The organism is Kribbella soli (assembly GCF_004331345.1).
Lineage (GTDB): Bacteria > Actinomycetota > Actinomycetes > Propionibacteriales > Kribbellaceae > Kribbella > Kribbella soli.
Map to the genome: position 1 here is coordinate 634,969 of NZ_SJJZ01000003.1, position 25,652 is coordinate 660,620.

Below are 25,652 nucleotides of genomic sequence, written 5' to 3' on the forward strand. Positions count from 1 at the left end.
GCCGCAGACGATAGACGCTGGGGCGTGTCTCCCGATCCACGCCCGCCGCGCAGTAGTCGGCTTCGGGTTGGGCGACGGACCCCACCGTTCGGCGCACGGTAGCGGCCGTTGGGCGCGGGACGCGCCGGTCAGGATCGTGTGACTCGGACGGTACTGGCAGATTTGCAGGGGTCCCACCGCCCTCGAGGGATTGGATCCGATGACGTGACCGAGAACCCTGGTTCCTGGAGTATTTCGCGGCGGCGCGCGCTGCAACTCGGCGGAGGTGCCGCCGCCGTCGGCGCCGTACAACTTCCGGCGCTGCCCACCGAGGCAGTCACCGAGGCGTCCACGGAGGCGTCCACTGGCAGGCAGGCTGTGCTCACCGAGGGCACGAACCTGATGGTGTCGGTGTCGCCGGACGGGAAGTGGCTGGCGTTCGACCTGGTGACGGCGATCTGGGTGACACCGGCCGCGGGCGGTACGTCGCGCCGGCTCACCGACGATCTGCAGGATGCGTCCCGGCCGCGCTGGTCGCCGGACGGGCGGTCGATCGTGTTCCAGTCGTACCGCGACGGGAACTTCCACCTCTGGTCGATCCGGCCCGACGGCAGCGGCCTGCGGCAGTTGACCAGCGGGCGGTACGACCACCGCGAGCCGCACTTCACGCCCGACGGCCGATCGATCGTCTTCTCGTCCGACCTCGGCGGCTTCGGCGACGGGGGCAACACCGCCGGCAGCTACGGCATCCACCGGCTCGACCTCGCGAGCGGCGCGATTGTTGCGCTGACCGACACCACCAGCGAGGAGGCCGAGCCGACCGTCTCCGCCGACGGCCGGAAGATCGCCTTCACCGTCGACACCAGTTCGATCGTCGAGCTCGACCTCGACTCCGGTGTACGCACGACGATTGTCAACAATCAGACCGGGATCACTCTGTTCGGGCCGTCGTACGCGCCCGATGGCCGTCTCGCGTACGTCCGCCTGACCGGACCATCCTGCGATTTGATTGTCGACAATCATCAAGTCACCAATGGACAGGACGTCTTCGCGGTCCCGCCGTCCTGGGCGTCGACGGACCTCTTCTACACGGCCGACGGCACAGTCCACCGGTACGACGCCGACGCGAACGCCGGCGGCGAGCACAGCGTCGTACCGTTCGCTGCAACCGTGCCCGTGACGTCGCGGCGGCCGCGGCCGAAGGCTCCTGATCTCGAGTCGACGGGCAAGCGAGCAGTCCGTGGCATCGCGAGCCCGACGGCGTCGCCGGACGGGAAGTGGCTCGCGTTCCGGGCGTTGAACGCACTCTGGCTGACGCCGACCGACGGCAGAACACATCCCCGCAAGGTAGTTGCCGACGGCTACTTCAACTCGGACCCGGACTTCTCGCCGGACGGCAAGAAGTTGCTCTACGCAAGCGACCGCGACGGTACGGCTGACCTGTGGCTGCACGATCTGGCAACGGGCACGGATACCAAGCTGTCGGGTCTCCCGGGTGCCCAGACCGCGCCGCGTTTCGCACCCGACGGGCTGCGGATCGCTTACCAGGACCAGGACGGCATCGCCTGGGTCCTCGACCTCGCCTCGGGAGAGGTCCGCCAACTAACCCCGACGCTGTTCCAGCCGGGCCGGGTCAGCTGGTCGCGCGACGGCAAGACGCTCGTCCTCGCCGCGGTGAAGCCGTTCTCCAAACGCTTCCGCGAAGGCACCAGCCAGCTGCTGTACGTCGATGTCGCCTCGACCGCGCTCGAGTACGTCGCGCCGATGCCGTTCCGCTCGCTCGCCACCCGCGGCGACGACGGCCCGGTGTTCTCACCCGACGGCAAGCAACTGGCCTTCGTCGTCGAGAGCCTGCTGTACGTCGTACCGGTCGATGCACGCGGCCGCTTCACCGGGGAGCCGCGCGCAGTCACCAACGAGGTGACGGACTCCCCCGTGTGGCTGAACAACGACACGCTGCTCTACCTCAACAACGGACGGTTGCGCAGGGCAACTGGTGGACGGGTCGAGACGATCAAGCTGGATCTGCAGTACCGGCGGGCGACCGTCAAGCAGCACGTCACGATCCACGCGGGTGCGTTGTGGGACGGACGGGCGACCACGCTGCGCCGGGACGTCGACGTGGTCGTCGACGGCGCGCGCATCGCTGCCGTACGACCGCACAGCGGCCGCGCCGACATCGATGCGTCGGCGTTGACCGTGATGCCCGGGTTGATCGACGCCCACAACCACTGGCATCTGCGTGGACGGGCGTGGGGTGCGCGGCAGGGGAACCTGTGGCTCGCGTACGGGATCACGAGTACGCGCTCTCCGGGCGATCCGGCGTACCAGATGCAGGAGACCCGGGAGGCGCTCGTCAACGGGTCCCTGCGCGGACCGCGGTACTTCGCGACCGGTGAGGCGATCGACGGGTCGCGGGTGTACTACAACTTCATGCGGCCGACGTTGTCGCTGCGGCAGCTCGGTCTGGAACTCGATCGGGTCGAGGGGCTCGCGTACGACCTGGTGAAAACGTACGTGCGGTTGCCGATCGAGTACCAGCGGCGGGCGATCGCCTATGTGCACCACCTCGGGCTACAGCTGTCGTCGCATTACCTCTATCCCGCCGAGCATCTCGGGATGGACGGCATGGAGCACACCGGTGCGACGAACCGGCTCGGGTACTCGCACACGGTCAGCCGGCTGGGACGTGCGTACTCCGACGTGGTGACGCTGTTCACGCGGGCCGGCCTGTCCGTGACGCCGACGCTCTTCAACTCGACGATGGCGCACGTCGACGATCCGTCCTTGCTCACGGACCGCCGTACGACGACGCTGTACCCGTCCTGGGAGTACGACGCGTTGATCGCCGAAGTGAACACCGCGAAGGGTCCGGCCGGCGTCACCACGCGCGAACTGCTGCGCGGCAACGTCGACATGGTCCTCCGCATCCACCGCGGCGGTGGACTGGTCATCTCCGGTACCGACACTCCCCTCGACAACATGGCGGTGTCGCTGCACGCCAACCTCCGCTCGATGGTCGCGGGCGGCTTCACGCCGTACGAGGCCCTCACGACGGCGACGCGCAACCCCGCGAAGTGGCTCAACCTGGAGGACAAGCTCGGCGTCGTGAAACCCGGAGCCCAAGCCGACCTGTCCTTCATCACCGGCGACCCACTGGCAGACATCCGCGCGGTCGCCGCCGTACAACAGGTGATGATCGCCGGCAACCACTACACCGTCGACGACCTACTGACGCCGTACGCGTCGACGAACAATCTGCAGCCGACCGTCCACACCGCCAACGCCCCACAACCGTTGACCCGCTCCCAAGCCCACGCTCACGACACCTCCTATTGGTGGCACGAACCCGAATGGCTGCACCGAGCCTGCTGCGAAAGCTAGAAGAAAATCGCTGCGCTTTGGATGTCGAGAGAGTCGCGCCGGGTCCGTCCTAGGTACAGAAGCGGCCAGGACGGGCCGCGTGACCAACAAGGAGTACCAGCGTGACGATTCAGCAGATGAACAACGTCGGCATCGTCGTCGACGACCTGGCGGCCGCGATCGCGTTCTTCGCCGAACTCGGCATGGAGCTCGAGGGCCAGGCGGCGATCGAGGGCTCCTGGGCGGACCGTGCCGTCGGACTCGACGGCATCCGGTGCGACATCGCGATGATGGTGACCCCCGACGGCCACGGCCGGCTGGAACTGTCGCAGTACCACAGCCCCGCGCTGCTCCCCAGCCCGAGGAATCAGCCGCACAACATCCTGGGTACGCACCGCGTCATGTACACCGTCGACGACCTCGACGACACCATCGCCCGCCTGCGCCGCCACGGCGGCGAACTCATCGGCGAGGTGTCGCGGTTCGACGAGCACACCCGGATCTGCTACTTCCGCGGTCCCGCGGGCATCATCATCGGCCTCGCCGAGTACAAGTGACGCTCAGAACGTCGTGGTGAGGTCCTGGGCCTGACCGGTCGCCGACGCGCGGTACGCGGACTCGATGATGTCGATGACATGGCGCGCGTGTTCGGCGGTGACGATCGAGGGCTTGCCGTCGCGGACCCAGTCGACGAGCTGCATGACGTCCTCGTACACGTGCTGCTCCTCGATCTCCCGGTGTACGCCGGTCACGTGTGGAAGCAGTGCCTGGTTCCCCGGCCCGCGGGGCGAGAGCTCGGCGGGGTTGCGGTGGGGGAAGTCGAACGGCTCCCCGTTGAGCAGCAGCCCGTCGATCGTTCCCGCCGTACCGTAATAGGCGCCGCCGAAACCTCCCCGCATCCCACCCGCCGCGGTTCCGGTCGCAACGCAGAACAGGTTGTCGCCGAAGTCGATCAGGATGACGGTGTTGTCGTCGGCATCTGTCTGTACGTCGGCGCCTCCGCTCGTCCGAACAGGAACCCGTACGCCGGACATCGCCGTGACCCGCTGCGCCGGCCCGAGGATCCCGGTCACGGAATGCAGCGCGTAGACCGTCATGTCGTACAGCGGTCCGCCGCCGGGCTTACGGAAGTACCACGACGGATCGATGTTCGTCAGTACGTCGTTCCCGCCGCGCACGGACTCGTTCTCGTGGTAGGTGCCGAACGCCGCACCGCAGCTCACCCACGACAACGTCCCGATCGCGCCCTCGGCAATCAGCTCCCGCGTCCGCACATGATGCGGCCGCAGCATCTCCCCCGGCGACGCGACGATGCGCAGATCGTTGTCCGCCGCGAGCTCGATCAGCTCGGTCGCCTCGGCGACGGTCAGAGTCATCGTCTTGTTGAAGTGCACGTGCTTCCCGGCCTGCAACGCGAGCTTGCCCTGCTCGTAGTGCAACCCGATCGGAGAAGCGATCGTCACGGCATCGACGTCGCCGCGCGCCAGCAATTCCTCGTACTCGACGAACGCCCGCTCGACCCCGAACTTCTCGGCCGCAGCCTCCGCCCGACCTGGCACCGGGTCACAGACCGCGGCCAATGTCACCCGCTCGACCAGATCCGGCTGCCCCAGATGCGGAAGGAGCCCCCGAACAGAAATGCTCCCCGCGCCGACAACACCGATCCGCACCGAATCCGCCATACCGGCAATGCTATTGGCGATCGCCAACCCCTGCGGCCATGCGCGTTTCTGCTTCAGATGCCGAGCTGGTCGTTGAGGACCTTGATGATCGGCCAGGCGCCGTCGGACCAGTTCGAGATGACGGTGTAGGTGATCGACGACGAGGGCTTGTGCAGGCTGGCGAACGACACGCCTGCGTCGTACCCCTCCAGCCAGACGCCGTCGCCCGTCGCGCGGAGGTGGAACCCGAGGCCGTAGCGCCTGGACTCCTCCGGCCAGTCGCTGCGCGGTCGAACCATCTCGGCGACGTGCTCCTGGGAGACGATCCGTCCGGCGAAGAGTGCATCCCAGAAGGCGCTGAGGTCGGCAGCGGTCGTGTAGATGCCGCCGTCGCCGCTGCCGAGCACGGGGAGATGGAACACGTTCGTTCGCAGGCCGTCGACGGCCAGGTAGCCCAGCGCGGCGCGCCCGGGGAGTTCGTCGGAGCGCAGGAACGCGGTGTCGACCATGCCCGCCGGCTCGCAGACCAGCGTGCGAGCCAACTGCTGGAAGTTGATGCCGCTCGCTCGTTCGGCCAGCAGGGCGAGGACGACATAGCCGCCGTTGTTGTACGCGAACCGCTCACCGGCCGGGGACACGGTCTCGTGGCCGTCCAGCACCGGCAAGAACTGCTCGGTCGTCGCGAGCTCGTGCACTGACACCGGCATCACGTAGTCGGTGATGTCGCCGTCCTCAGGGAAGTAGTCGCCGATCCCGGACCGGTGCGCCAGCAGTTGCTCGATCGTCACGTCGTCGGCGATCAGAGGCAGGTCTTTGCCAAGCAGCGAACGCGCAGTCGTGCCGAGCTCGAACGTCCCCTGCTCCACCAGGCTCATCACAGCCAGTGCCGTCAGGCTCTTCGTCCCACTCGCAGTCGCGAACTGGGTCTCGACCGTGTTGAGGATCTCGTGGGCGCGGTCGGCGTACCCATAAGCCGTGCAGAACTCAGTCACACCCGCCCGATCGACCCGAACCACACCAGAGAACCTGGCGCGCTCCGCGACCCCATCCACCCCATCCCCCACGCCGCTGAAGCTACCACCCAGCGGCGGCCTCCCCCACTGATCACACTCGCCGGGGACTGGGAACTAGCAATTGCCTATTCCCAGTCCCCGCCGCATGTGCCGACAACGCCCGCCAAAGCCGCGCCGCGGTTTCGTGCGTGCACCTAGGACGGATTGCGCGTCAGCCTAGGTGTTGCGGTGGGCGATGACTCGGGTGAGACCGAGGGCTCTGCCGGCGTCGGCGTGGAGCATCTGTGCTTCTTCGCGTCCCGGCGTACCGCTGTCGCGATCGCAGGCCTCGTTCCACTGCAACCAGTCTTGCCACCCGCTGGGTACGCGATCGGCGACCTCGACGGTGACCAGGCCGGTCTTCTCCCAGTGCCGCCGCCACCAGGCTGGGCTGTGCCAAGCGCAGAAGTCCCACTGCCAGTACGGCGCGAGGTGCGGCGGTGGAAGCATCTCGTACTCCTCGGCGAGACCGGGCTGGACAATGCCGATCCGACCGCCGGGCTTCACAAAGCGTGAGTAGTAGCCAAGGTAGAGGTCGTCAGTGCCGAAGTAGTGATAAGCGCCGATGCTGACAAGCGCATCGAAGAACCCCTCGCCGAACGGCAACGCATGAGCCTCGGCATGCACCGGATGCACCCGCCCCTCCAGCCCCGCCTCAGACACCCGCCGCAGGTTCTCAGCAGGCTGCACCCACAGATCGGCAGCCCACACCTCAACCCCAAACTCCTTAGCCAGAAAGACCGAACTCACCGCACTGCCACACCCCATATCCAGCACCCGCATCCCCGCCTCGAGCGGCATCAGTTCGGTGAGAGCCTCCGCCTGCCAGACCGGGTTCGGCCCCATCGCCCCGTCTACCATCCACCTGGCCGAGTACGCCGCAGACCGCGGATAGCGCTCGTTCCTCAACTGCGCTTCAAGCTCAGCATCATCCACGCGACCGGAGTCTGCGGGAGCGCCCCGGACCAGGCAACCGCTTATTCGGCTCTTCTGTCCGATGTGTGGGTGATGATCAGCCCGATCCGGGTCGTGCGACGGCCAGTAGTGGGTCGGCACCTGGTATTGCCTGTGCCCAGTCACCGGTGCCTGTCCCCACTCCCGACCGTCGCCCCGCCTACCGTCGTCCCGCCCTCGCGGCGAGCAGACGACGGGTTATCCCGGCTCTTCTGACGCGCTCCTCGGACCGCAGTTGTACAGAACGCCTACGAGGTGAAGGGCCGGCCGGGCGTCGTGGGGCCGCCGATGCCACCGTGCGACGGTGGCCGGCCTGAACCGCGTGCCGCTCCATGCCGGATGCCAGCAGTTATCTGGCACTAGGCGAGCTGTCGTCCGGAAGGTTAGAGTCTGCGCTCAAAGTGAGGGGTATATGACAAGCGTGAACAGGCGGCTTGGGTTGTCGCCGCTAGGCCCTGATTCTGCGGCTAACTGGCTGAGACGCCATCTGGCACTTCCTCGTTTTCTGACTGGCGGAGATCCGGGGCCAACTCTGCCGGCGCCTATATCGATCTGGTCTGTCCCCGAGTTGTGGAACGGAGTCAATGGCTCCGCTCTTCCGTATCTATCCGAGGTAACCCTACCTGAGGTCAGGCTGACGGAGTGGGTACCCATCGCGCCAGGCTTGGCATCGACGAACAACTACCACGGCCCGGAGCTTTCATTAAGCCCTCTGCGCATGGAGTCGGTAACACAGGATTGGCTGACCGCCGTCCATTCGCCTGACCACAAGGCGCACTTTATCGCCGCCGGATACGGCTGCATCCGCTTCGGCCCTCACAGATTTGGGACGGACGACGAAGAGCGATGGATGATGTCAATCACAAGCACGTCTTTCGCGCACGATGGATTTCCAGTAGCACTGACAAATGAGATGTACAGGCATGTAATTGCGAGCATTCGATCGGCCGGCTCAATAGATTGTCGCATCTCAGGACAACTACGATGGCTCCCAGCTCGTTTCGTGGGATCGGGCCAGGAGAGAAGCCTCTACGGCGGCGTTCATCTCAGGGTTAGCGGGGTTCCGAGGGTCTACCTACACGCAACCGACCTCCAGATGATTCGCCAGACGAACAAGCGCAGACGACCGCTTGTGACGATCGCCTCGACATTTTATGGGGACGTGGACAGAAGGCAGGGGCTCCACTGCGCCTTCGCCACATTCGATCCACAACGATACGACGCAATGCATGAGGCGCGGTCATGGCTTCTGCTTGATTACATCGGGCGCTACGGCGGAATCGTGGTCACCGACTTCGATGAGCAGATACCGTGCGATTCGGCCATGCTGGCCTTATCCAAAGTGATGGCTGGCGAAATCACTCTGGAATCCTTGCAGAGCACTGCCAAGATGACGATGGTCGATAGCGACTCGAGCCAGCACGAATGGGTTCGACGCGAGGGGTCAAGGTTACTCCAAGACCTCGCCTACATGGGTGGCTTCAGCATCACCAACATTGAGGGGGACTTAGTCATGCGCGATAAGTACGAGGTTGGGCAGGCAATCAACGTTGGCCCCAACGCGAAGGCAAAGATCGGAACGGTCAACCAGCAGGAGTTACAAACCGGCATTGACCTGTCCAAGCTGGCAGGTGAGCTGGAGATCCTTCGGAAGCATCTGACGCCACAGGTATCGACGGCTGCTGAAGCGGCTGATCTTGGCGCGGTCGCGGAGGCCGAAGAGGCAGCCCGAGTTGGCGATGCGGGCAAGGTCAAACACGCTCTGGGCCGCGCTCGCACGTGGGTTCTCACGAGTGCGACGGCCATCGGCGTCCCTTTGGCGATCGAAGCCCTGAAACGATCTACGGGGCTAGATGGCTGACCTCAACATATTGGACCGCAAGACCTGTGCCGCGCACGCGCCGCTGAAATAGGAAAGCGCCTCACGACAGGCGAGATGTCTGCCCAACCTAGTCACCGATGTCACGGGGTGACCATCGACGATCCTGGCGCCCATCTCCCGGCGTACTAGAACGGGAGTTTGGGTTGGGGTGGGGCGTGGGTGGGGTCTACGCCGTCGAAGAGGCTGCTGACGGATTCGCCGTCGTGGATTCGTTTGATGGCTTCGGCGAAGAGGCCTGCGACTGACGTGACCTGGAGGTCCGGGAAGCCGGCGGGGCGGGGGACGGTGTCGGTGCTGATGACTTCGGTGATGGAGGGGTGGGAGCGGAGGCGCTCTACCGCGGGGCCGGCGAACAGGCCGTGGGTGCAGGCGACGGCGGCCGACGTGCAGCCGCGGTCCTTCAGGCGGTCCAGGAGTTCGATGATGGAGCCGCCGGTGGCGATCTCGTCGTCGAGGACGATCGCGCGCTTGCCTGAGACGTCGCCGACGATCGTGTCGATGACCACGCGGTCGTCGGCGAGCCGCTGCTTGCTGCCGGCCGCGACCGGGAGGCCGAGCAGCCGGGCGAACTGCGTCGCGGTCTTCGCGTTGCCGAGGTCGGGGCTGACCACGACGGTGTCGGACAGGTCGCGTCCGCGGAAGTGGTCGGCGAGGATGCCGATCGCGGTCAGGTGGTCGACGGGGACCGAGAAAAAGCCGTGCACCTGTGGCGCGTGCAGTGACATGGTCAGCACCCGGTTGGCCCCGGCCGTGGTCAGCATGTCGGCGACGAGCCGGCCGCCGATCGAGATCCGGGAGGCGTCCTTCTTGTCGGACCGCGCGTACGCGTAGTGCGGGATGACCGCGGTGATCTGCTGCGCCGACGCGCCGCGCGCGGCGTCGATCATCAGCAGCAGCTCCATCAGATGATCCTGCGTCGGCGGCACCAGCGGTTGCACGATGTACACGTCTCGTTGCCGGCAGTTCGCCTGCAGTTGGACCTGCAGGCAATCGTTGCTGAAACGATGGATCTCGACCGGAGAAAGCGGTACGCCGAGATCCTTACAGATCTGCTCCGCCAACCCGGTGTGGGCACTTCCGCTGAACACGACGATCTCTCGCACGGCTCTCCCCGAACGCTGCGACCCCGACAGCTGAACCCTAGCTGATCAGCCGCGCCAGAATTTCCGCGGCCGTACGGCAGTCGGCTGCCGAGGCGTCGAGATGCGTGACGATCCGCAGCTGCGTCGCTCCCACACCACCGACCAGTACGCCGGCGTCGCGAGCGCCGGCCACCACGTCGGCGACCGTGCGCCCCGTGGCGGCCAGGTCGGCGACGACGATGTTGGTCTCGACCTGGTCGGGCTTCACCGAGCCGGGCGCGGCGTCGGCGAGCACCTCGGCGATCGCGCGGGCGTTCGCGTGGTCCTCGGCCAGTCGCTCGAGGTTGTGTTCAACGGCGTACAGCCCGGCCGCGGCCAGGACGCCGGCCTGCCGCCAGCCGGCGCCGAGACGCTTCCGCCAGATCCGTGCCTCACGGATCAGCTCGGCCGACCCGACCAGCACCGAGCCGACGGGTGCGCCGAGCCCCTTCGACAGGCACACGCTCGCCGCGGCCGCCCGCTCGCCGAACGACGCGACGGTTCGCCCGGTGGCGACGGCCGCGTTCCACAGCCGCGCCCCGTCGAGGTGCAGCGGGAGCCCGCGCGCGGCGAGTTCGTCCGCGAATACGTCGTACCCGTGCTGGATCGACCCGCCGCCGAAGTTGTGCGTGTTCTCGACCGAGACGGCCGACGTGACGACGAAGTACGGGCCGAGGTCGGGCGCGATCAGCGCGCGGATCTGCTCGAGGTCGATCTGCCCGGACGGCGCGCTCCACGTCCGCGTCGTGACGCCGCTCGCGGCCGCGTGCGAGCCGAGCTCGGCGCGGACGATGTGGGCGCTCGCCTCGCACAGCACCTCGCCGCCGCGCGGGACCAGCGCCCGTACGCCGAGCATGTTCGCGAGCGAGCCCGTGACGGTGAAGAGGCCGGCCTCGTGCCCGAGCAGACCGGCGACCCGCTCCTCCAGCGCGTTGACGGTCGGGTCCTCGCCGTACACGTCGTCGCCGACCGGGGCCGACGTCATCGCGGCCAGCATCTCCGCGGACGGGCGGGTGACGGTGTCCGAGCGGAGATCGATCATGCCTGGGCGCCGCGCAGGCGTTCCGCGACCAGGAAGGCCAGCTCGAGCGACTGGTGCCGGTTCAGCCGCGGGTCGCAGGCGGTCTCGTACCGGTTCACGAGGTCCTCCGCGACCAGTTCCTCACCGCCGCCGAGGCACTCGGTCACGTCGTCGCCGGTCAGCTCCATGTGGACGCCGCCCGGCCAGGTCCCGACCTGCTCGTGGGCGTCGAAGAAGCCCTGCACCTCGTCCATCACGTCGTCGAAGTTGCGGGTCTTGTACCCGTTCGGCGTCTCGAACGTGTTCCCGTGCATCGGGTCGCACACCCACGCGATCGGCGAGCCGTGGTCGCGGACCGCCTCCAGCAGCGGCGGCAGCGCCGAGCGGATCTTGCCCGCGCCCATCCGGGTGATGAACGTCAGCCGGCCCTCGATGCCCTTCGGGTTCAGCTTGTCGATCAGGGCCCGGATGTACTCCGGTGTCGTGGTCGGACCGATCTTCACGCCGAGCGGGTTCGACAGCGAGGCGAGGAACTCGACGTGCGCGCCGTCCAGCTGCCGGGTCCGCTCCCCCACCCAGAGCAGGTGGCCGGACACGTCGTACGGCTGCTCGGTCCGCGAGTCGATCCGGGTCAGCGCGTGCTCGTACTCGAGGATGAGCGCCTCGTGCGACGCGTAGAAGTCGACGGTCCGGAACTCGTCCGAGGTCGCGCCGCAGGCCCGCATGAAGGCGAGCGCGCGCTCGATCTCCGAGGCCAGCTGCTCATAGCGGCGGCCGACCGGGGACGACTTCACGAAGTCCGTGTTCCAGGCGTGCACCTGGTGCAGGTCGGCGTACCCGCCGGTGGTGAACGCGCGGGTCAGGTTCAGCGTCGCGGCCGCCGCGTTGTAGACGCCGCGCAGGCGCTGCGGGTCCGGGATCCGCGACTCGGGGGTGAAGTCGAAGCCGTTCACGGCGTCACCGCGGTACGACGGGAGCGTCACGCCCTCGCGGGTCTCCTCGCCGGACGAGCGCGGCTTGGCGTACTGCCCCGCGATCCGGCCGATCTTCACGACCGGCACGCTGGCGGCGTACTGCAGGACGACGGACATCTGCAGGAGCACCCGCAGCTTGGCCCGGATGTTCTCCGCGGTCACGCCCGCGAACGTCTCCGCGCAGTCGCCGCCCTGGAGGATGAACGCCTCACCGCGGGCGACCGCACCGATCTTCGTGGTCAGGTCGTCGCACTCGCCGGCGAACACCAGCGGCGGCAGCGTCCGTAGCTCCGTGATCACCTGCTCCAGCACACCCTGATCCGGCCACTCCGGCTGCTGCAGCGGCTTCAGCCCCCGCAACTCGTCCAGCGTAGGAACCCCGGGAACCTGCCCCGCCGTCAACGTCGCAAATTGCATGCCCTCAGCCTAGTTGACCCCCTTCGCCCCCCACCCACACGTCTCACCACCTCCCGTCTCCGCTCGCTCAAATCTCTCCTAGGAGTGAAATGCCTCCTCAGCGGGTGAAAACCCGCCAGGATCCAGCGGGAGATTGTCCACAGGGCCCAACTCGTCGCGAGCGAGGAGGGTGATCGACGGCATGTTGTCGGTGTGGAGGGACTTCGGCAATCGGAGGTGGAGGCAGATGATCAGCGGATTCGTCGAGCTGCGGGGCCGGCAGCAGGGCATGTTCACTCGGGCCCAGGCGGTGACGCACGGGATCGACGACAAGACGCTGGCGCGGCGGTGCCGGAACCGGCAGATCCAGCGGATCCACCAAGGCGTGTACGCCGACTTCACCGGCCCGTTGCCGTGGTCAGCCCGCGTATGGGCCGCCTGGCTCGCGTGCGGTCCCGACGCCGCGTTGACCGCCGACACGGCGCTGCGCTGGCATGGGCTGAGCGGCGACTGGCACGACTCGCCGATCCATCTCGCCGTACCGCAGAACCGTCGGATCGAGCGGCGGTCCGGCATCCGGCTCACCCGCCATCAGGACCTCTCCTCGTGGCTGGTGGAGGGACGTGAGCCGTACGTCGTCCGCCTGGAGATCGCCGTGCTGACCGCGGCGGCCCGAAGACTCGACCCGGATCGTCGGGCGGCCATCGTTCTCGACGCTTGCCGTCAGCGCCGGACGACACCTGACCGGTTGCTGACCGAACTTGATCGGCTACCACGACTCCGTGGACGCAAGCTGCTGATACCAGTCCTGGCGGATGCCGCGTACGGCGTGCAGTCGTTCCTTGAGCAGGTGTATCTGACCCGGGTCGAACGTGCCCACGGTCTACCCACCGGCACTCGGCAGGTCCGCGCGGCCGGCAGCTCGACGAGCGGCTTGACGGTGGAGTACCGCGATGTCGAGTACGTTCCGTACGAGCTGATCGTCGAGCTCGACGGTCGCGCCGGACATGTCGACGCGATCTCCACCTGGCGAGACATGCGCCGGGACAACGCAGCGACGTTGCAAGGCAAGACCACGCTGCGCTTCGGGTACCAACTGGTGACCGATCCCTGCGCCACCGCGGGCCAGGTCGGGGCGGCGCTCGCCCTCCACGGCTGGATCGGAACTCTCACCCCCTGCTCCCCCACCTGCTCGCTCAAAGGAGGGTTTTCAGCACATACGAGGAGGGATTCTGGCGCTATCCCAGCAAAAACCTCCTAGCACCGCCACAATCGCTCGCGGGGCACCGGTCAGGTGAGTGAGCTGGGGTCTGCGGGGACGTCTACGGCGTGGGTGCGGAGGGCGGTCAGGGGGATGGTGTCCAGGGCGCGGACGTGGGTTGATGCGAGTACGACGGGGGCCGGGGCACCGGCGTGGTACGACTGGAGCCAGCGGGCGGCTACGACGCACCAGCGGTCGCCCGGGTTCAGGCCGGGGAACTGCCACTCGGGGCGTGGGGTGATCAGGTCGTTCCCGATCGAGGCCTGGTGGGCCAGGAACTCGGACGTCATCACCGCGCAGACGGTGTGGTTGCCGAGGTCCTCGGGCCCGCTCGTGCAGCATCCGTCGCGGTAGAACCCGGTCACCGGGTCGGTGCCGCACTCCTCGAGCGGCTCACCGAGCACGTTCAGGTCGTTGTCCATGACGGCAATCCTCGCCGTACGACGAGCGGAAAGCGGTCAGCTGGCCTTGGTGTCGCCGAGGCGGACGTGCGCGTCGATCGACTCGCCGGCCTTGAGCAGCTCCTTGGCCTTGTCGGCGTACATGTCGACGTACTCCTGGCCGGACAGGTCCATCAGGGCGTACATGATCTCGTCGGTGACCGAGCGCAGGACGAAGCGGTCGCGCTCCATGCCCTCGTAGCGGGAGAAGTCCAGCGGCTTGCCGAACGCCACGCCCGGGCGCACCAGCCGCGGCAGCAGCCGGCCCTTCTCGCGGTAGAACCACACCGGCCAGATCCGGCCGGGCGGCTGCAGCTTCTCGGTGTCGATCATCGCGACCGGGATCACCGGGACGCCGGCCACGATCGCCATCCGGGCGACGCCGGTCTTGCCCTTGTACAGCCGGCCGTCGGGCGAGCGGGTGCCCTCGGGGTAGATCCCGAACAGGCCGCCCTTCTCGAGGATCCCCAGGCCGGTGTTCAGCGCGGCCAGCGAGGCGCGTCCGCCGGAGCGGTCGATCGGGATCTGGCCCACGGACCGGAAGAACGTGGCGACCAGCTTCCCCTTGAGGCCGGGACCGGTGAAGTACTCCGATTTGGCCGGGAAGACGATCTGCCGCGGAATCGAGACCGGCAGGAAGATCGAGTCGGAGAACGCCAGGTGGTTGCTGACCAGCAGCGCCGGACCGTCGGTCGGCACGTGCTCGACCCCGGTCACCTTGGGGCGGAAGAGCAGCTTGACCAGTGGTGCGACCAAGAACCGTCTGAGGAACAGGTACAGCATCCGCCTCGACCTCCGTCACTCGCCCGACACACTCACACGACAGCACTCACCAGGGCCCACCTACATGGTCTGCCCGTACCCACTTCCGGCACCAGTGCACGCCGGTGGCGGTCACGCGACAACTCCGGCGCGCCACCTTCCGCTCCGGACACTACGTTCCAGCTTCCCCCTCAGGCAATGTCACCGCCAGGAATGCCGGTGTTGCTCACCGTGTTGTCACCTGGATGCAGACTGGATGCAGCCCAGATGCGACGATTGTCACGCGCCTCAAGGCGCGTCTGTGAGGACCGTGAACGGCGAGGAGTCGAGCGTGCCAGTGCAAGCCCACGCGGAGGAGTTTCGCAGTCCCGGCACCGGGGAGAACGCCGCCGTCGGCGTGCTGCTGAGCCACGGGTTCACCGGCTCGCCGCGGTCGATGCGGCCGTTCGCCGAGCACCTGGCCGCCGAGGGGTACGGCGTCGCCGTGCCGCGGCTGCCCGGTCACGGGACCAGCTGGCAGGAGATGAACAAGACCGCCTGGCCGGACTGGTACGCCGTACTCGACAACGAGTTCGAGCGGCTGCGCAAGGAGCACGACCGGGTGTTCCTGGTGGGGCTGTCGATGGGCGGCTGCCTGGTACTGCGGCTCGCCGAGGAGCACGGTGAAGACGTATCCGGTCTGGTCCTGATCAACCCGTCGGTGCGCACCGACGACAAGCGGCTGGTGCTGCTGCCGGTGCTGTCCAAGCTGGTGCCGTCGTTCCCGGGCATCTCGAACGACATCAAGAAGCCGGGCGTCGAGGAAGGCGCCTACGACCGGATGCCGCTGCGCGCACTGCAGTCGCTGTCGCAACTGTGGAAGCTCACCCGGGACGATCTGGCGAAGATCACGCAGCCGGTGCTGTTGTTCCGCAGTACTGTCGATCATGTGGTGGAGCCGAGCTCGGGGCGGACGGTACTTTCCTCGATCTCGTCCCGCGACGTGACCGAGACCCTGCTCGAGGACAGCTACCACGTGGCAACTTTGGACAACGACGCGCCGCGGATCTTCGCGGACTCGACAGCCTTCATCAGCCGGCTGAACGAGCCCGAGAGTGAGCCCAAGAGTGAGCACAGCGATGCGTGACAACGGACTGACCGCGACGTCGTACACGTCGCTCGGGGGCATCGATCCGCTGGTCGCCGAGCCGGTACTGGACGCGCTCAAGGCGGCCGGCATCGCGGCGTACTGCGAGAACCAGAGCGAGGCCCGGACGCCGGAGGAGGCCGAGGAACCGGTCCGGATCCCGGTCGGGTACGACGAGATCTTCGTCGACGCCGAGGCGGTGGAGCGGGCCCGCCCGGTGATCGACCGCAGCACCGAGGACGCCGAGTGGCAGTCGCTGGTGGAACAGTTCAACAAACCGTCCGCACCGGGGCACGACAGCGGCGAGGAGCCGGTCGCACGCTGGCCGGCCAGCGAGGATGTGGACGACAAGTACGAGCCGCTGATCGACGTACCGGCCGGGCTCACGGTCGAGGAGAAGAAGGCCGAGGAGCCGGAACCGCCCGGCAAGAAGGCCGACGACCCGCACGACCACTATGTCCCGCCGGAGCCGCCGCGCGGTCCACGGCTGGACTGGATCAGCCGGCTCGCCTGGCTCGGGCTGCTCGGCGGCCCGCTGCTGCTGATCCTGGCCGCGCTGCTCGACTTCGGCACCGGCCGGATCACCACGATCGCCGTGACCGGCTTCATCGGCGGCTTCCTCACGCTGGTCTTCCGGATGAAGGACCGACTCCCTCCGGGTGACGGCGGTGACGACGGAGCCGTCGTCTGAGTTAGAGTGCGGATCGTCGGACAATCTGACGACATCACTCGTTTGGGAGGGCACCCGTGCAGGTCACCGAGACCGTCGAGATCACCGGCCACCTGATGGACTCCGGGCTGCTGTCCCGGGTGCTCGACGACATTCGCGGGTACGGCGGCGAGTACACGCTGGACAAGTTCGACCTCGGCTACGACAAGGACGACCCGTCCACGGTCCGGATGACGGTCGGCGCGGAGGACGAGGAGTCGCTGCAGCGGCTGCTGATGCGGATCCAGACCAAGGGCGCGAACCTGGTCGACCCCGGTACGCCGGAGATCACCGAGGTCAGCCAGGACGGGGTGTTCCCGGACGGGTTCTACTCGACCACGAACCTGCCGACGAGCGTCCGGCTCGGCGGCCACTGGGTCACCGTCCAGAACCCGGAGATGGACTGCGGTCTGCTCGTCGAAGGTGACGCCGTACGGACGATTCCGATGTCCGAGGTACGCGCCGGGATGAGGATCATCTCGAGTGCGCAGGGCGTGCGGGTCACGCCCCCGATCGTGACGAGCACCGAGGACGGGTTCGGCTTCATGGAGTCGGACGTGTCGTCGGAGAAGCCGCAGCGGGTGCTGGTCAAGCAGGTCGCTGACGGGATGCGCGAGGCGAAGGCGAACGGGCAGAAGGTGCTCTGGGTCGGCGGGCCCGGCATCGTGCACACCGGCGCCGCGCCCGCGATGGTCGCGATCGTGGAGGCCGGGTACGTCGACGTACTGTTCGCCGGCAATGCGCTCGCGACACACGACATCGAGTCGTCGCTGTACGGGACGTCACTCGGCGTCGACCTCGCCCGCGGGCGGGGCGTCGAGCACGGGCACGAGCACCACATCCGGGCGATCAACACGATCCGCAAGGCCGGGTCGATCGCGGCGGCGGTCGAGCAGGGCGTGCTGACGTCCGGGGTGATGCACGCGCTGGTCAAGCACGGGAAGCAGTTCGTGCTGGTCGGTTCGGTACGCGACGACGGACCGCTGCCGGACGTCTACACCGACGTCCTCGAGGGCCAGCGGGCGATGCGGGCCGAACTGGACGGCGTCGGGTACTGCCTGATGGCCGCGACCATGCTGCACTCGGTTGCTACTGGCAACATTCTGCCGGCGTCGATCCCGTTGACCTGTGTGGACATCAACCCGGCGACGGTGACGAAGCTCGCGGACCGCGGCTCGTCGCAGGCGCGCGGGATCGTCACGGACGTCGGTCTGTTCGTCGAGCACCTGGCGCGGGAACTGTCGCCCACGTACGCCGACATGAAGTGACCCTGTCGGCATAGAGGCTGGTCTCATGAACCAGGACTTCGAATCGTTTCTGCGACGCTTCGAGGAGGCCAACACCGCGTTCGTCAACGGCGATCCGTCGTTGTGGTTGCCGTTGGTGTCGCGCAGCGAACAGACCTCGATCTTCGGCGGGTTCGGCGGCCAGGAGGTCGGCTGGTCCGAGATCGGGCCGCGGTACGAGTGGGCGTCCTCGCAGTTCCGGGCCAGCGGCGCGAAGATCGAGTTCGAGTACGTCGTGAAGCACGTCGGCGCGGACACGGCGTACACGGTGGCGATCGAGCGCGGCACCGTCCGGCACGTCACCCAGCCGGATCCGGTGCCGCACCTGCTGCGGACGACGATGGTGTTCCGGGCCGAGGACGGCGCGTGGAAGATCACGCACCGCCACGCCGACCCACTCAACCCGACGTCGTCCCCGTCAGGGCCGTGAGGCGTCCTCAGCGAGTGTGTGGTCCGTCGGTACGGCCGTGGGCCGTACCGGTATCTCGGCGGTGCCAGTCAGCCGCTTCGGCGGCACTCCCCGGAGCGGGCCGCGACACCACAGTCAGCGCGTTCGGGTTGAGCCCCTTCTCCAGCCCGGGCTCCTGCTGCTGACGGACAGCTTGCGCCAGTTTCTCGCTGAACGTGACGACGGACTGGATCTCCTGGTCGCGAGTGTAGGGACCACTTTCGTCGTACTCTCTCCCGGCGACCGGCTGGTCGTGCCGAACAACCACCGCCGACGTGTACGTCTTCTCCGGCGCGATCGGGGCAGTCGTCCTGTCCGGCGTCACCAGCAAGTTGTCGGCATCGTTCCAGCCCTGCCGGCCGACGAGGTACATGATGTCCTCATCAAGGATCTTCTCCTTGTACAGGGCGCCGCCGGCTTGCTCACAGGTCTTTTCCACCGCGTCGATCAGTTCCTGACCCGTGATCGCGCGGCCGAACTCGACGGTCTTCCTGGCGGGCGAATCGCTGAGGTCCATCAGGGCACTCTCCACTCATCTGCTCAAGTCGCGGTGGCCGCCGGGGCGATAGCCCCTGTTCTCCCCGCGACCCCACTCCGGGCTGTTGTCGGCCCGGACTTCCGGACCGTCTGCGTTCAGGGCACGCGAGATCGACGTGCCTGCGTCGGGACCGTGCTGAACCGTCCGCTGCAACGTCTCCGCGAACTCGACCGCCGCCTTGACCTCGTCCTCGACGTCGAACCGCGCGAGCGTCCGCATACCTCGGTGCTCGCCGTCGTGCCGCAGGACCACCGCCTCGGTGTACGTCTTGTCCGGCTCGATGAAGGCATTCTCACGATCCGGCGTCACCAGCAGGTTCTCGTACTCCGCATGCGAACTCTGGCCGACGGCGTGCAGCCAGCCGTCGTCGTACCGCTTGGTCTCGGAGAACTCGGACCTGTTCGCCTCGCAGGTCGCCCGCACCGCGTCGATCAGATCCTTGCCTTTGATCGGCCGATCGAACCGGACCGTCTGCCGGACGTGAGAGCCGCTGATGTCAATCGTCATCCCGGCACCCTTTCACGTCACCGGGCCGACCTGTCTGCTCTGTCACGTCTGCCTGGGCATGACGCCTGGGCCGCAAGCGTGTTGGATGGCGGTATGACGGAACTCGTGCACCTGGACACCGATGGCGGCGTTGCCACGATCACGCTCGACTCGCCGCACAACAAGAACGCGTTGTCGCAGCAGTTGACCGGTGAGTTGCTGGCGCGGCTCGAGGCGGCGGGCGCGGACGACGCGGTGCGGGTGATCGTGGTTCGGTCGGCGCTGGACGTGTTCTGCTCGGGGGCCGATCTGTCCGAGGCCACGACCGTCGGGATGGGCGTCGGCGCGCAGCGGATGGTCGACGTACAGCGGGCGATCGTGGCGAACCCGAAGCCGGTCGTCGCCCGGGTGGCAGGCCCGGCGCGGGCCGGCGGGATCGGGATCGTGGCGGCGGCCGACATCAGCGTCGCCGGGGAGAGCGCGACGTTTGCGTTGACCGAGGTCCGGCTGGGGCTCGCGGCGGCGACGATCTCGCTCACGGTCCTCCCCCGGCTCACGGACCGCGCGGCGGCGTACACGTTCCTGACCGGCAACGGCTTCGACGCACTCGAGGCAGCGCGCCTCGGGCTGCTCACGCTGACGGTCCCGGACAGCGACCTGGACGCCGCCGTCGACACGGTGCTCGCCGGCTTGCTGAAGGGTGCACCGCAGGGCCTCCGCGAAACCAAGAAACTCCTCAACCGCGAACTCCTCGCCGACATCGATGCCCGCGGCAAGGACCTCGCCGAACTCTCCGCCTCCCTGTTCGGCTCCCCCGCCGCCCAGGAAGCCATGCTCGCCTTCCTCAACCGCAAGAAGAAGAACTAATTCGTTTGCCGCTCACCGATCCCGCTGCTGGACTGGCGGCATGCGGCAGATCACCGACACACAACTGACGGAGTTCCGGACGCAGGGGTACGTCGTCATACCCGACGTACTGACCGACGAGCAGGTCGCGGCAGGGCGAGAGTTGGTCGCAGCGGCGCTGGACAAGGAACCGCCCGAGGACGGGCACGTGGGACACCACTTCGCCTGGCCCAGGTTCGAGGACGGGCCGCATCCGCTGCTCGACTTCTACCGGGACACCGTCGCCGCACTGGCGGCGGAGCTGATCCGGCCGGAGCTCGGCGTCGACGAGCCCGACTTCGCGCAGATCGCCACGACGATTCCACCGTGGTCGCACCGGCCGGGGGGACCGCATGTCGACGGAGTGAGCCCGCTCGGGCCGGACGGCACGCCGTACACGTTCTCGATGCTCGCCGGGGTCTGGCTAACTGACCAGGAAGAGCTCTACCACGGCAACCTGCATGTCTGGCCAGGGACGCATCTGCGATTCGGGGCGCACCTGGCTGAGCGCGGCGCCGACGCCCTTGCGGAGCTGGCCGAGGACACGAGCGGGGCGCCGTACCCGAAGATCGAGCTCGGTGAGCAGGTCCAGGCCACCGGGCCCCGCGGGAGCGTGCTGTTCGCGCATTACCTGCTGGGGCACAACATCGGCGGCAACACCGGCCCGGAGCGCCGGGAGACGATCTACTACCGGCTGCAAGCTCACGGGCACCGCAACCGCTGGCGCGACGTCGTCACAGATCCGTTGGTCGAGTTCAGGGCCTGAGTTCGATCAGCATCGGCAGGTGGTCGGAGGCGGCGGCGAGGTCCTCTGCGGAGGCGGGTGTCGGGAGGATGCGTCCCTGCAGCGTTGGCGACAGGTGTGCGCCGTCGATGCGTTTGTGGGGATCGGTGGAGCTGAAGGTCGGGCCCGCGTCGGCGCCGAGGTCGGTCAGGCCTTCCTCGGCCAGTCGTTTCCACACCGGGCCGTCGGGTTCCTCGTTCAGGTCGCCGACCAGCAGGTACGGCGTGCCGAAGGCGCGGCAGCGCTTCAGGACCTGCTCGAGCTCATGCCGACGGCCGAGGATGTGCAGACCGAGATGGCAGCAGACGACCGCGACCCGCAGCGTGCCGACGAGTACCTGACCGCCGACGGCTCCGCCGGGCAACTGGGTGGCGACGAAGTTCAGGCGCCGGCGGACGAAGGGGCGCCGGATCCGCCAGTGCAGCGGTTCGGTCAGCTCGATGCCGTCAGCAACGAGGATGGCGTTCCGGGCGGACGCCGCGACGTACCGCATCCCGAACGTCGCCGCCATGGCCCGTCGCTTGCGCCGGGTCCCGAACCAGGTCGGCGCCTCCTGCACGAGCATCACGTCCGGCGCGCACGCCCGCACCACCCGAGCGAGCGCCGTACGGTCGTCTCCCCATCGGTGCACGTTGTACGACAGCACCCGCAGGGCGCCATCACTCATGCCTCAGGGTCGCCGTTCAGGTCCGCGTGGTGCAGGTCAGGATCGGCGCGCATTCCGGTACGCCGTCCCGCAGACTTGCGGGCCGCCCGCTCGAGACGGGTCGACCGTCCACGCGCCGCAGCCGTCTTCGCGGTCACGGCGGTGGTCTTCACCCGGACCCGGCGCAGCCAGGTCGCCTCTTCACGCGCGAGGTCGGCCGCACCGACCAGGCCGGCCTCCGGACCGAGCACCGCACGGACGATCCGCGCCTCCGGGCGGAACCCGCGACCGGTCAGCGTCCGCTTGAACGCCTCCCGCGCCGGCGCCAGCAGCAGCTCGCCCGCGTCGGACACGCCGCCGCCGATCACGAACGTGCCCGGGTCCAGCGCGGCGGCCAGGTTCGCGAGGCCGATGCCGAGCCAGCGACCGACGTCCTCGAGCAGCTCGACCGCAACCGGGTCGCCGTCCTTGGCGAGCTCGGTCACCATCGGGCCGTTGATCTTCCGCGGGTCGCCTTCGGCCGCCCGCAGCAGGTTGTGCGCGACCGGCGATCCGGACAGCGCCAGCTCACGGGCCTCCCGGGTGAGCGCGTTGCCGGAGGCGTACTGCTCCCAGCAGCCGCGGTTCCCGCACTCGCAGCGGTGACCGCCCGGCACGACCTGCATGTGCCCGAACTCGCCCGCGATCCCGAACTTCCCGCGCTGCAACGCACCGTCGTTCAGGATGGCGCCGCCGATGCCGGTGCCGAGGGTGACGCACACCAGGTGGCTCTCACCCTGGCCGCCGCCGAACCGCCACTCGGACCAGGCGGCCGCGTTCGCGTCGTTCTCGACCACGACCGGCAGGCCGAGCCGGCGCTCGACCGCGTCCCGCAGCGGCTCGTGCCGCCAGGCGAGGTGCGGCGCGAACAGCACCGAGGACCGGGTGCCGTCGACGAACCCGGCGGCACCGATGCCGACCGCGATCACGTCGTGCCGCGACTCCAGGTCGTGGACGATCTCCGCGATCGCGTCCTCGGTCTCCTTGGGGTCCTTGGTCGGCGTGTCCCGGCGCAACCGGTCCAGGATGTTGCCCTCGGGGTCGACGACCCCGGCGGCCACCTTCGTCCCGCCGATGTCGATCCCGATCGTCAAAGCCTGCGTCAAAGCCAAGGTTCGACCTTCCTCGCGACCCCCGCCGGGCCAGGGTGTGTCTCGGCTCCAGTATCCCAGGTCAGGACAATCATCGGGACTGTACCGGTGCCGGTGCCGGCCGGCGGGCCAGGTCGGCGGCGCCGATCAGGCCTGCGTCGTTGCCCAGCTCAGCGAGGCTGAAGGCGGCGTGCGGCCGGTTCGACTTGGCCGGGAGGTTCCTCTCGAACGCCTGCAGCGCGGACTTCATCAGCAGGTCCTTGGCCGCGCTGACACCGCCGCCGATCACGATCAGCGTGGGGTCGAACATGGTCGCGAGACTGGCCAGTCCCTCGCCGAGCCAGCGCCCAAGGTCCTCGAGCAGCTCGACGGCGCACGGGTCGCCCTTCATCGCCGCCTCGGTGATCATCGGCCCGGTCAGCTCTGCGGGGTCCGTGATCCCGCACACGCTCAGCATCTGCGCCGCCGCCAGCGAACCCGATTCGGCCTGCGCCTTGCCCTCGCGCACCAGCGCCCGCCCGGACGCGTACTGCTCGAGGCAGCCCCGCGCCCCGCATCCACACCGGTGCCCACCGGGTACGACGCGCATGTGGCCGAGCTCGGCCGCCACACCATGGGCGCCGCGCAGCAGCTCGCCGTCGATCACGACGCCGCCGCCGATCCCGGTGCCGACCGTAATGCAGACCATGTGCTCGACGTCCTTGGCCGCGCCGAACGCGAACTCGCCCCAGGCCGCCGAGTTCGCGTCGTTCTCGACCACGACCGGGATCTTCAGCTGCTCCGCGAGGCGCGCGCCGAGCGGCTCGTCGCGCCAGGCCAGGTTCGGCGCGAACAGCACCGTCGACCGGTCCGAGGAGACGAACCCGGCCGCGCCGATGCCGACCGCTTCCACGTCGTGGTTCGCGATCAGCTCGGCGGCCGCGTCGCAGATCGCCGCCGCGGTGGCGTCGACCGAGTCGGCCGGGGTGTCGCGTTGCGTGCGCGCGATGATCGCGCCGTGCTCGTCGACCACGCCGGCCGCGATCTTCGTACCGCCGACGTCGATGCCGATCGTCAGTCCCATGGTTCGGGGTCCTCACTCACGTCGATCCGGTCCACCCGGGACCGGGCCGGTTCCTCCTCTGGTGGCGAGGACCGCGACGCTGCGTCCTCCCGCGTCTGCCGGGCCGCGTCCGCGGCGGCCTCCAGCAGAGATCTCACTGAGCCGAGCACGTGCGCGGCCGCCGTCGACAGCTGCTCGATCGTCTCCGGGCTGGTGTTCCGCACCCGGTGGATCAGCTGACAGACCGGGCACCATACACAGTCGGGCCCCAGCTTGTGCTCGTGGTCCCCAGCGTCCTGAGCGGTGTCCTCAGCTGCAGGCGGCGCGTCATGCGCAGCGTTCTGCAGTACGGCGAACAGCTTCGCGGCTTCCTCAGCGACCGAGCCGACCGGATCTTTCGTCACCGCGCCGCCTCGCGACGAGTCCGCGCCTCGTGGTACTCCGCCGTCAAGCCCTGCGCCAGCTCCTGCGCCGACTCCAACGGACCCGCTCCGCTCGGCACCTCAGGCGCCACCGGTCGGGCGGCCTCCCGCGGCGAGAACCGCACCTGCAACCGGCCTTCGTCCAGCCGCGCGCCCGCGACCACGCCACGCGCCAGGGCGGCCGGCAGCGGCAGCACCCGACGGTACGACCCGACGGTGATGATCAGTTCGTCCCCGTGCCGCGCGAGCTCGAGCTCGTCGGCGGATGCCAACGGCAACGGCATCGTCAGCGTGTACGTCCGCCCGTCGGTGTCGATGTGCCGATCGACCCACAGCGACGTGTCGTCGGTGGCGCGTGCGAACGGGTCGTCCCCGCCGTACATCTCCACCGCGAACGCGGCCAGTTCCTCGACGCCGACCGGCTCACAGACGCGGTACGGCGACTCCCAGATCGGCAACGGCCGGAACGAGTCCGCGACCTCCTCGAGAATCCCCCGCTGCGCGGCGACCCATTGCCGGCGCCACGTGTCGGCCCCGGCCGCCGGGAACACCCGGTTCGCCACGACGCCGTCCACGCGGTACCCGTACAGCGACAGCCGGGTCAGCGACCGTCGGGCCTCGGCGACCACGACCGCCTCCGGCGTCAGCACCAGCCGCACCGAGGCGTCCGGGCCGGCCAGCAACGTGCGGATGTCGGACAGATCGGCCTGCAGCCGCCGCAGCGCGTCGAAGACGGTGTCGTCGGGCATCGGGATGCTCGACCCGCGGTTCAGGAACGGCCGGAACGTCCGCATCATCTTGCGTTCGGCGTTGAAGATCCGATCGAGGTACCAGTTCAGCGCCTCGGGCAGCCCCAGCAGCCGGAGTGTCTCCGCGGTCGGGGCGCAGTCGACGACGATCACGTCCCAGCGACCGGACCGGACGTGGTCGCGCACCTGGAGCAGGGCGAGCACCTCCGCGGCCCCGGGCAGCACGGTCAGCTCCTCGGCCTCGATCGGGTCGACGCCGACCATGTGCAGCACCGACCGCAGATAGTTCTGGATGTCGCCCCAGGACTGCTCGAACTTGCGCTGGACGTCGATCTGCTGGACGAACAGCAGGTCGTCGATCTCGGTCGGCTCCGGCCCGACCTCGGAGTCGAACGCGTCCGACAGCGAGTGCGCGGCGTCCGTCGACAGCACCAGCGTCCGCAGCCCGCGCAGTGCGGCGAGCGTGGCCGTCCCCGCAGCGGAGGTCGTCTTGCCTACGCCGCCCTTACCTGTGTAGAGCAGTACCCGGGTCACT

General features: G+C 68.3%; 25 protein-coding genes. 10 read left to right on the top strand and 15 right to left on the bottom strand.

Annotated features, from left to right (window positions below; translation table 11 throughout):
• Positions 1 to 204: 204 nt before the first annotated feature.
• Positions 205 to 3,363: an amidohydrolase family protein gene (locus tag E0H45_RS25930; protein ID WP_238155275.1), complete on the top strand. Its 3,159-nt coding sequence runs from the start codon at positions 205 to 207 to the stop codon at positions 3,361 to 3,363.
• 101 nt (positions 3,364 to 3,464) lie between these two features.
• Positions 3,465 to 3,899: a VOC family protein gene (locus E0H45_RS25935; protein ID WP_131342049.1), complete on the top strand. Its 435-nt coding sequence runs from the start codon at positions 3,465 to 3,467 to the stop codon at positions 3,897 to 3,899.
• A gap of 3 nt (positions 3,900 to 3,902) precedes the next feature.
• On the opposite strand, the gene E0H45_RS25940 is transcribed toward E0H45_RS25935, so the two are convergent.
• The 3 genes from E0H45_RS25940 to E0H45_RS25950 form a co-directional block, all read right to left on the bottom strand.
• Complete coding sequence (locus E0H45_RS25940) at positions 3,903 to 5,024, bottom strand: Gfo/Idh/MocA family protein (protein ID WP_131342051.1); 1,122 nt, start codon at positions 5,022 to 5,024, stop codon at positions 3,903 to 3,905.
• A 53-nt stretch (positions 5,025 to 5,077) separates the two neighbouring features.
• Positions 5,078 to 6,067, bottom strand: a complete 990-nt coding sequence (locus E0H45_RS25945; protein ID WP_131342053.1) for a serine hydrolase domain-containing protein — start codon at positions 6,065 to 6,067, stop codon at positions 5,078 to 5,080.
• A 165-nt stretch (positions 6,068 to 6,232) separates the two neighbouring features.
• Entirely contained in the window at positions 6,233 to 6,991 is a 759-nt protein-coding gene (locus E0H45_RS25950) for an SAM-dependent methyltransferase (RefSeq protein WP_202872518.1), read from the bottom strand.
• Positions 6,992 to 8,105: 1,114 nt separating this feature from the next.
• On the opposite strand from E0H45_RS25950, the gene E0H45_RS25955 reads away from it, so the two are divergent.
• On the top strand, positions 8,106 to 8,870 hold the full coding sequence (locus E0H45_RS25955; RefSeq protein ID WP_165546595.1) for a hypothetical protein: 765 nt from the start codon (positions 8,106 to 8,108) through the stop codon (positions 8,868 to 8,870).
• Positions 8,871 to 9,016: 146 nt separating this feature from the next.
• Here the strand turns inward: E0H45_RS25955 and E0H45_RS25960 are convergent, their stop codons facing one another.
• The 3 genes from E0H45_RS25960 to E0H45_RS25970 are packed head-to-tail and all read right to left on the bottom strand — an operon-like array spanning position 9,017 to position 12,424.
• The gene (locus tag E0H45_RS25960; RefSeq protein WP_131342057.1) at positions 9,017 to 9,994 is read right to left on the bottom strand and encodes a ribose-phosphate diphosphokinase; all 978 of its coding nucleotides are present in this window, start codon (positions 9,992 to 9,994) and stop codon (positions 9,017 to 9,019) included.
• A gap of 37 nt (positions 9,995 to 10,031) precedes the next feature.
• Complete coding sequence (locus E0H45_RS25965; protein ID WP_131342059.1) at positions 10,032 to 11,054, bottom strand: threonine aldolase family protein; 1,023 nt, start codon at positions 11,052 to 11,054, stop codon at positions 10,032 to 10,034.
• Positions 11,051 to 12,424, bottom strand: a complete 1,374-nt coding sequence (locus E0H45_RS25970) for a class II 3-deoxy-7-phosphoheptulonate synthase (RefSeq protein WP_238155279.1) — start codon at positions 12,422 to 12,424, stop codon at positions 11,051 to 11,053. The genes E0H45_RS25965 and E0H45_RS25970 overlap by 4 nt, the downstream gene beginning before the upstream one ends.
• A 226-nt stretch (positions 12,425 to 12,650) precedes the next feature.
• Between E0H45_RS25970 and E0H45_RS25975 the strand changes: the two genes are divergently transcribed.
• Positions 12,651 to 13,664, top strand: a complete 1,014-nt coding sequence (locus E0H45_RS25975) for a type IV toxin-antitoxin system AbiEi family antitoxin domain-containing protein (RefSeq protein WP_165546596.1) — start codon at positions 12,651 to 12,653, stop codon at positions 13,662 to 13,664.
• Positions 13,665 to 13,693: 29 nt separating this feature from the next.
• On the opposite strand, the gene E0H45_RS25980 is transcribed toward E0H45_RS25975, so the two are convergent.
• Together E0H45_RS25980 and E0H45_RS25985 are read right to left on the bottom strand one after the other, a co-directional pair.
• Complete coding sequence (locus E0H45_RS25980; RefSeq protein WP_131342063.1) at positions 13,694 to 14,086, bottom strand: DUF2237 family protein; 393 nt, start codon at positions 14,084 to 14,086, stop codon at positions 13,694 to 13,696.
• 36 nt (positions 14,087 to 14,122) lie between these two features.
• Positions 14,123 to 14,887 carry a lysophospholipid acyltransferase family protein gene (locus tag E0H45_RS25985; protein WP_131342064.1) on the bottom strand — a complete coding sequence of 255 codons (765 nt, stop codon included), beginning with the start codon at positions 14,885 to 14,887 and terminating at the stop codon, positions 14,123 to 14,125.
• Positions 14,888 to 15,197: 310 nt separating this feature from the next.
• Between E0H45_RS25985 and E0H45_RS25990 the strand changes: the two genes are divergently transcribed.
• The 4 genes from E0H45_RS25990 to E0H45_RS26005 are packed head-to-tail and all read left to right on the top strand — an operon-like array spanning position 15,198 to position 18,417.
• The gene (locus E0H45_RS25990) at positions 15,198 to 15,992 is read left to right on the top strand and encodes an alpha/beta hydrolase (RefSeq protein ID WP_238155280.1); all 795 of its coding nucleotides are present in this window, start codon (positions 15,198 to 15,200) and stop codon (positions 15,990 to 15,992) included.
• Complete coding sequence (locus E0H45_RS25995) at positions 15,985 to 16,683, top strand: hypothetical protein (RefSeq protein WP_131342068.1); 699 nt, start codon at positions 15,985 to 15,987, stop codon at positions 16,681 to 16,683. The genes E0H45_RS25990 and E0H45_RS25995 overlap by 8 nt, the downstream gene beginning before the upstream one ends.
• Before the next feature lie 56 nt (positions 16,684 to 16,739).
• Complete coding sequence (locus E0H45_RS26000) at positions 16,740 to 17,969, top strand: ornithine cyclodeaminase, nickel-pincer nucleotide-dependent (RefSeq protein ID WP_131342070.1); 1,230 nt, start codon at positions 16,740 to 16,742, stop codon at positions 17,967 to 17,969.
• A 25-nt stretch (positions 17,970 to 17,994) separates the two neighbouring features.
• On the top strand, positions 17,995 to 18,417 hold the full coding sequence (locus E0H45_RS26005; RefSeq protein WP_131342072.1) for a YybH family protein: 423 nt from the start codon (positions 17,995 to 17,997) through the stop codon (positions 18,415 to 18,417).
• A gap of 7 nt (positions 18,418 to 18,424) precedes the next feature.
• On the opposite strand, the gene E0H45_RS26010 is transcribed toward E0H45_RS26005, so the two are convergent.
• Positions 18,425 to 18,952, bottom strand: coding sequence for a hypothetical protein (locus E0H45_RS26010; protein WP_131342074.1), 528 nt, complete (start codon positions 18,950 to 18,952; stop codon positions 18,425 to 18,427).
• Positions 18,953 to 18,967: 15 nt separating this feature from the next.
• A complete protein-coding gene (locus E0H45_RS26015; RefSeq protein ID WP_131342076.1) occupies positions 18,968 to 19,480 on the bottom strand; it encodes a hypothetical protein in 513 nt (170 codons plus the stop codon).
• A 93-nt stretch (positions 19,481 to 19,573) separates the two neighbouring features.
• On the opposite strand from E0H45_RS26015, the gene E0H45_RS26020 reads away from it, so the two are divergent.
• Together E0H45_RS26020 and E0H45_RS26025 are read left to right on the top strand one after the other, a co-directional pair.
• Positions 19,574 to 20,326 (top strand): enoyl-CoA hydratase-related protein, encoded by a 753-nt coding sequence (locus E0H45_RS26020; RefSeq protein WP_131342078.1) that lies wholly within the window; start codon positions 19,574 to 19,576, stop codon positions 20,324 to 20,326.
• A gap of 40 nt (positions 20,327 to 20,366) precedes the next feature.
• Positions 20,367 to 21,110, top strand: coding sequence for a phytanoyl-CoA dioxygenase family protein (locus E0H45_RS26025; protein ID WP_165546597.1), 744 nt, complete (start codon positions 20,367 to 20,369; stop codon positions 21,108 to 21,110).
• Here the strand turns inward: E0H45_RS26025 and E0H45_RS26030 are convergent.
• The 5 genes from E0H45_RS26030 to E0H45_RS26050 form a co-directional block, all read right to left on the bottom strand.
• A complete protein-coding gene (locus E0H45_RS26030) occupies positions 21,100 to 21,795 on the bottom strand; it encodes an endonuclease/exonuclease/phosphatase family protein (protein WP_131342081.1) in 696 nt (231 codons plus the stop codon). The two genes, E0H45_RS26025 and E0H45_RS26030, sit on opposite strands and share 11 nt — an antisense overlap.
• Positions 21,792 to 22,925 carry an ROK family glucokinase gene (locus E0H45_RS26035; protein WP_131342083.1) on the bottom strand — a complete coding sequence of 378 codons (1,134 nt, stop codon included), beginning with the start codon at positions 22,923 to 22,925 and terminating at the stop codon, positions 21,792 to 21,794. The genes E0H45_RS26030 and E0H45_RS26035 overlap by 4 nt, the downstream gene beginning before the upstream one ends.
• 70 nt (positions 22,926 to 22,995) lie before the next feature.
• Positions 22,996 to 23,967 carry an ROK family glucokinase gene (locus E0H45_RS26040; RefSeq protein WP_131342085.1) on the bottom strand — a complete coding sequence of 324 codons (972 nt, stop codon included), beginning with the start codon at positions 23,965 to 23,967 and terminating at the stop codon, positions 22,996 to 22,998.
• A complete protein-coding gene (locus tag E0H45_RS26045; protein ID WP_131342087.1) occupies positions 23,958 to 24,350 on the bottom strand; it encodes a hypothetical protein in 393 nt (130 codons plus the stop codon). The genes E0H45_RS26040 and E0H45_RS26045 overlap by 10 nt, the downstream gene beginning before the upstream one ends.
• Positions 24,347 to 25,651, bottom strand: coding sequence for an ArsA family ATPase (locus tag E0H45_RS26050; RefSeq protein WP_131342089.1), 1,305 nt, complete (start codon positions 25,649 to 25,651; stop codon positions 24,347 to 24,349). Before E0H45_RS26050 ends, E0H45_RS26045 begins: the two co-directional genes overlap by 4 nt.
• Between the last annotated feature and the right edge of the window lies 1 nt (position 25,652).

Coding starts and splice junctions, on each gene's coding strand:
- E0H45_RS25940 (WP_131342051.1), bottom strand. CDS start 5,024: ATGGCGGATTCGGTGCGGATCGGTGTTGTCGGCGCGGGGAGCATTTCT.
- E0H45_RS25955 (WP_165546595.1), top strand. CDS start 8,106: ATGATTCGCCAGACGAACAAGCGCAGACGACCGCTTGTGACGATCGCC.
- E0H45_RS25965 (WP_131342059.1), bottom strand. CDS start 11,054: ATGATCGATCTCCGCTCGGACACCGTCACCCGCCCGTCCGCGGAGATG.
- E0H45_RS25970 (WP_238155279.1), bottom strand. CDS start 12,424: ATGCAATTTGCGACGTTGACGGCGGGGCAGGTTCCCGGGGTTCCTACG.
- E0H45_RS25975 (WP_165546596.1), top strand. CDS start 12,651: ATGATCAGCGGATTCGTCGAGCTGCGGGGCCGGCAGCAGGGCATGTTC.
- E0H45_RS25980 (WP_131342063.1), bottom strand. CDS start 14,086: ATGGACAACGACCTGAACGTGCTCGGTGAGCCGCTCGAGGAGTGCGGC.
- E0H45_RS25985 (WP_131342064.1), bottom strand. CDS start 14,887: ATGCTGTACCTGTTCCTCAGACGGTTCTTGGTCGCACCACTGGTCAAG.
- E0H45_RS25995 (WP_131342068.1), top strand. CDS start 15,985: ATGCGTGACAACGGACTGACCGCGACGTCGTACACGTCGCTCGGGGGC.
- E0H45_RS26005 (WP_131342072.1), top strand. CDS start 17,995: ATGAACCAGGACTTCGAATCGTTTCTGCGACGCTTCGAGGAGGCCAAC.
- E0H45_RS26010 (WP_131342074.1), bottom strand. CDS start 18,952: ATGGACCTCAGCGATTCGCCCGCCAGGAAGACCGTCGAGTTCGGCCGC.
- E0H45_RS26015 (WP_131342076.1), bottom strand. CDS start 19,480: ATGACGATTGACATCAGCGGCTCTCACGTCCGGCAGACGGTCCGGTTC.
- E0H45_RS26020 (WP_131342078.1), top strand. CDS start 19,574: ATGACGGAACTCGTGCACCTGGACACCGATGGCGGCGTTGCCACGATC.
- E0H45_RS26025 (WP_165546597.1), top strand. CDS start 20,367: ATGCGGCAGATCACCGACACACAACTGACGGAGTTCCGGACGCAGGGG.
- E0H45_RS26030 (WP_131342081.1), bottom strand. CDS start 21,795: ATGAGTGATGGCGCCCTGCGGGTGCTGTCGTACAACGTGCACCGATGG.
- E0H45_RS26040 (WP_131342085.1), bottom strand. CDS start 23,967: ATGGGACTGACGATCGGCATCGACGTCGGCGGTACGAAGATCGCGGCC.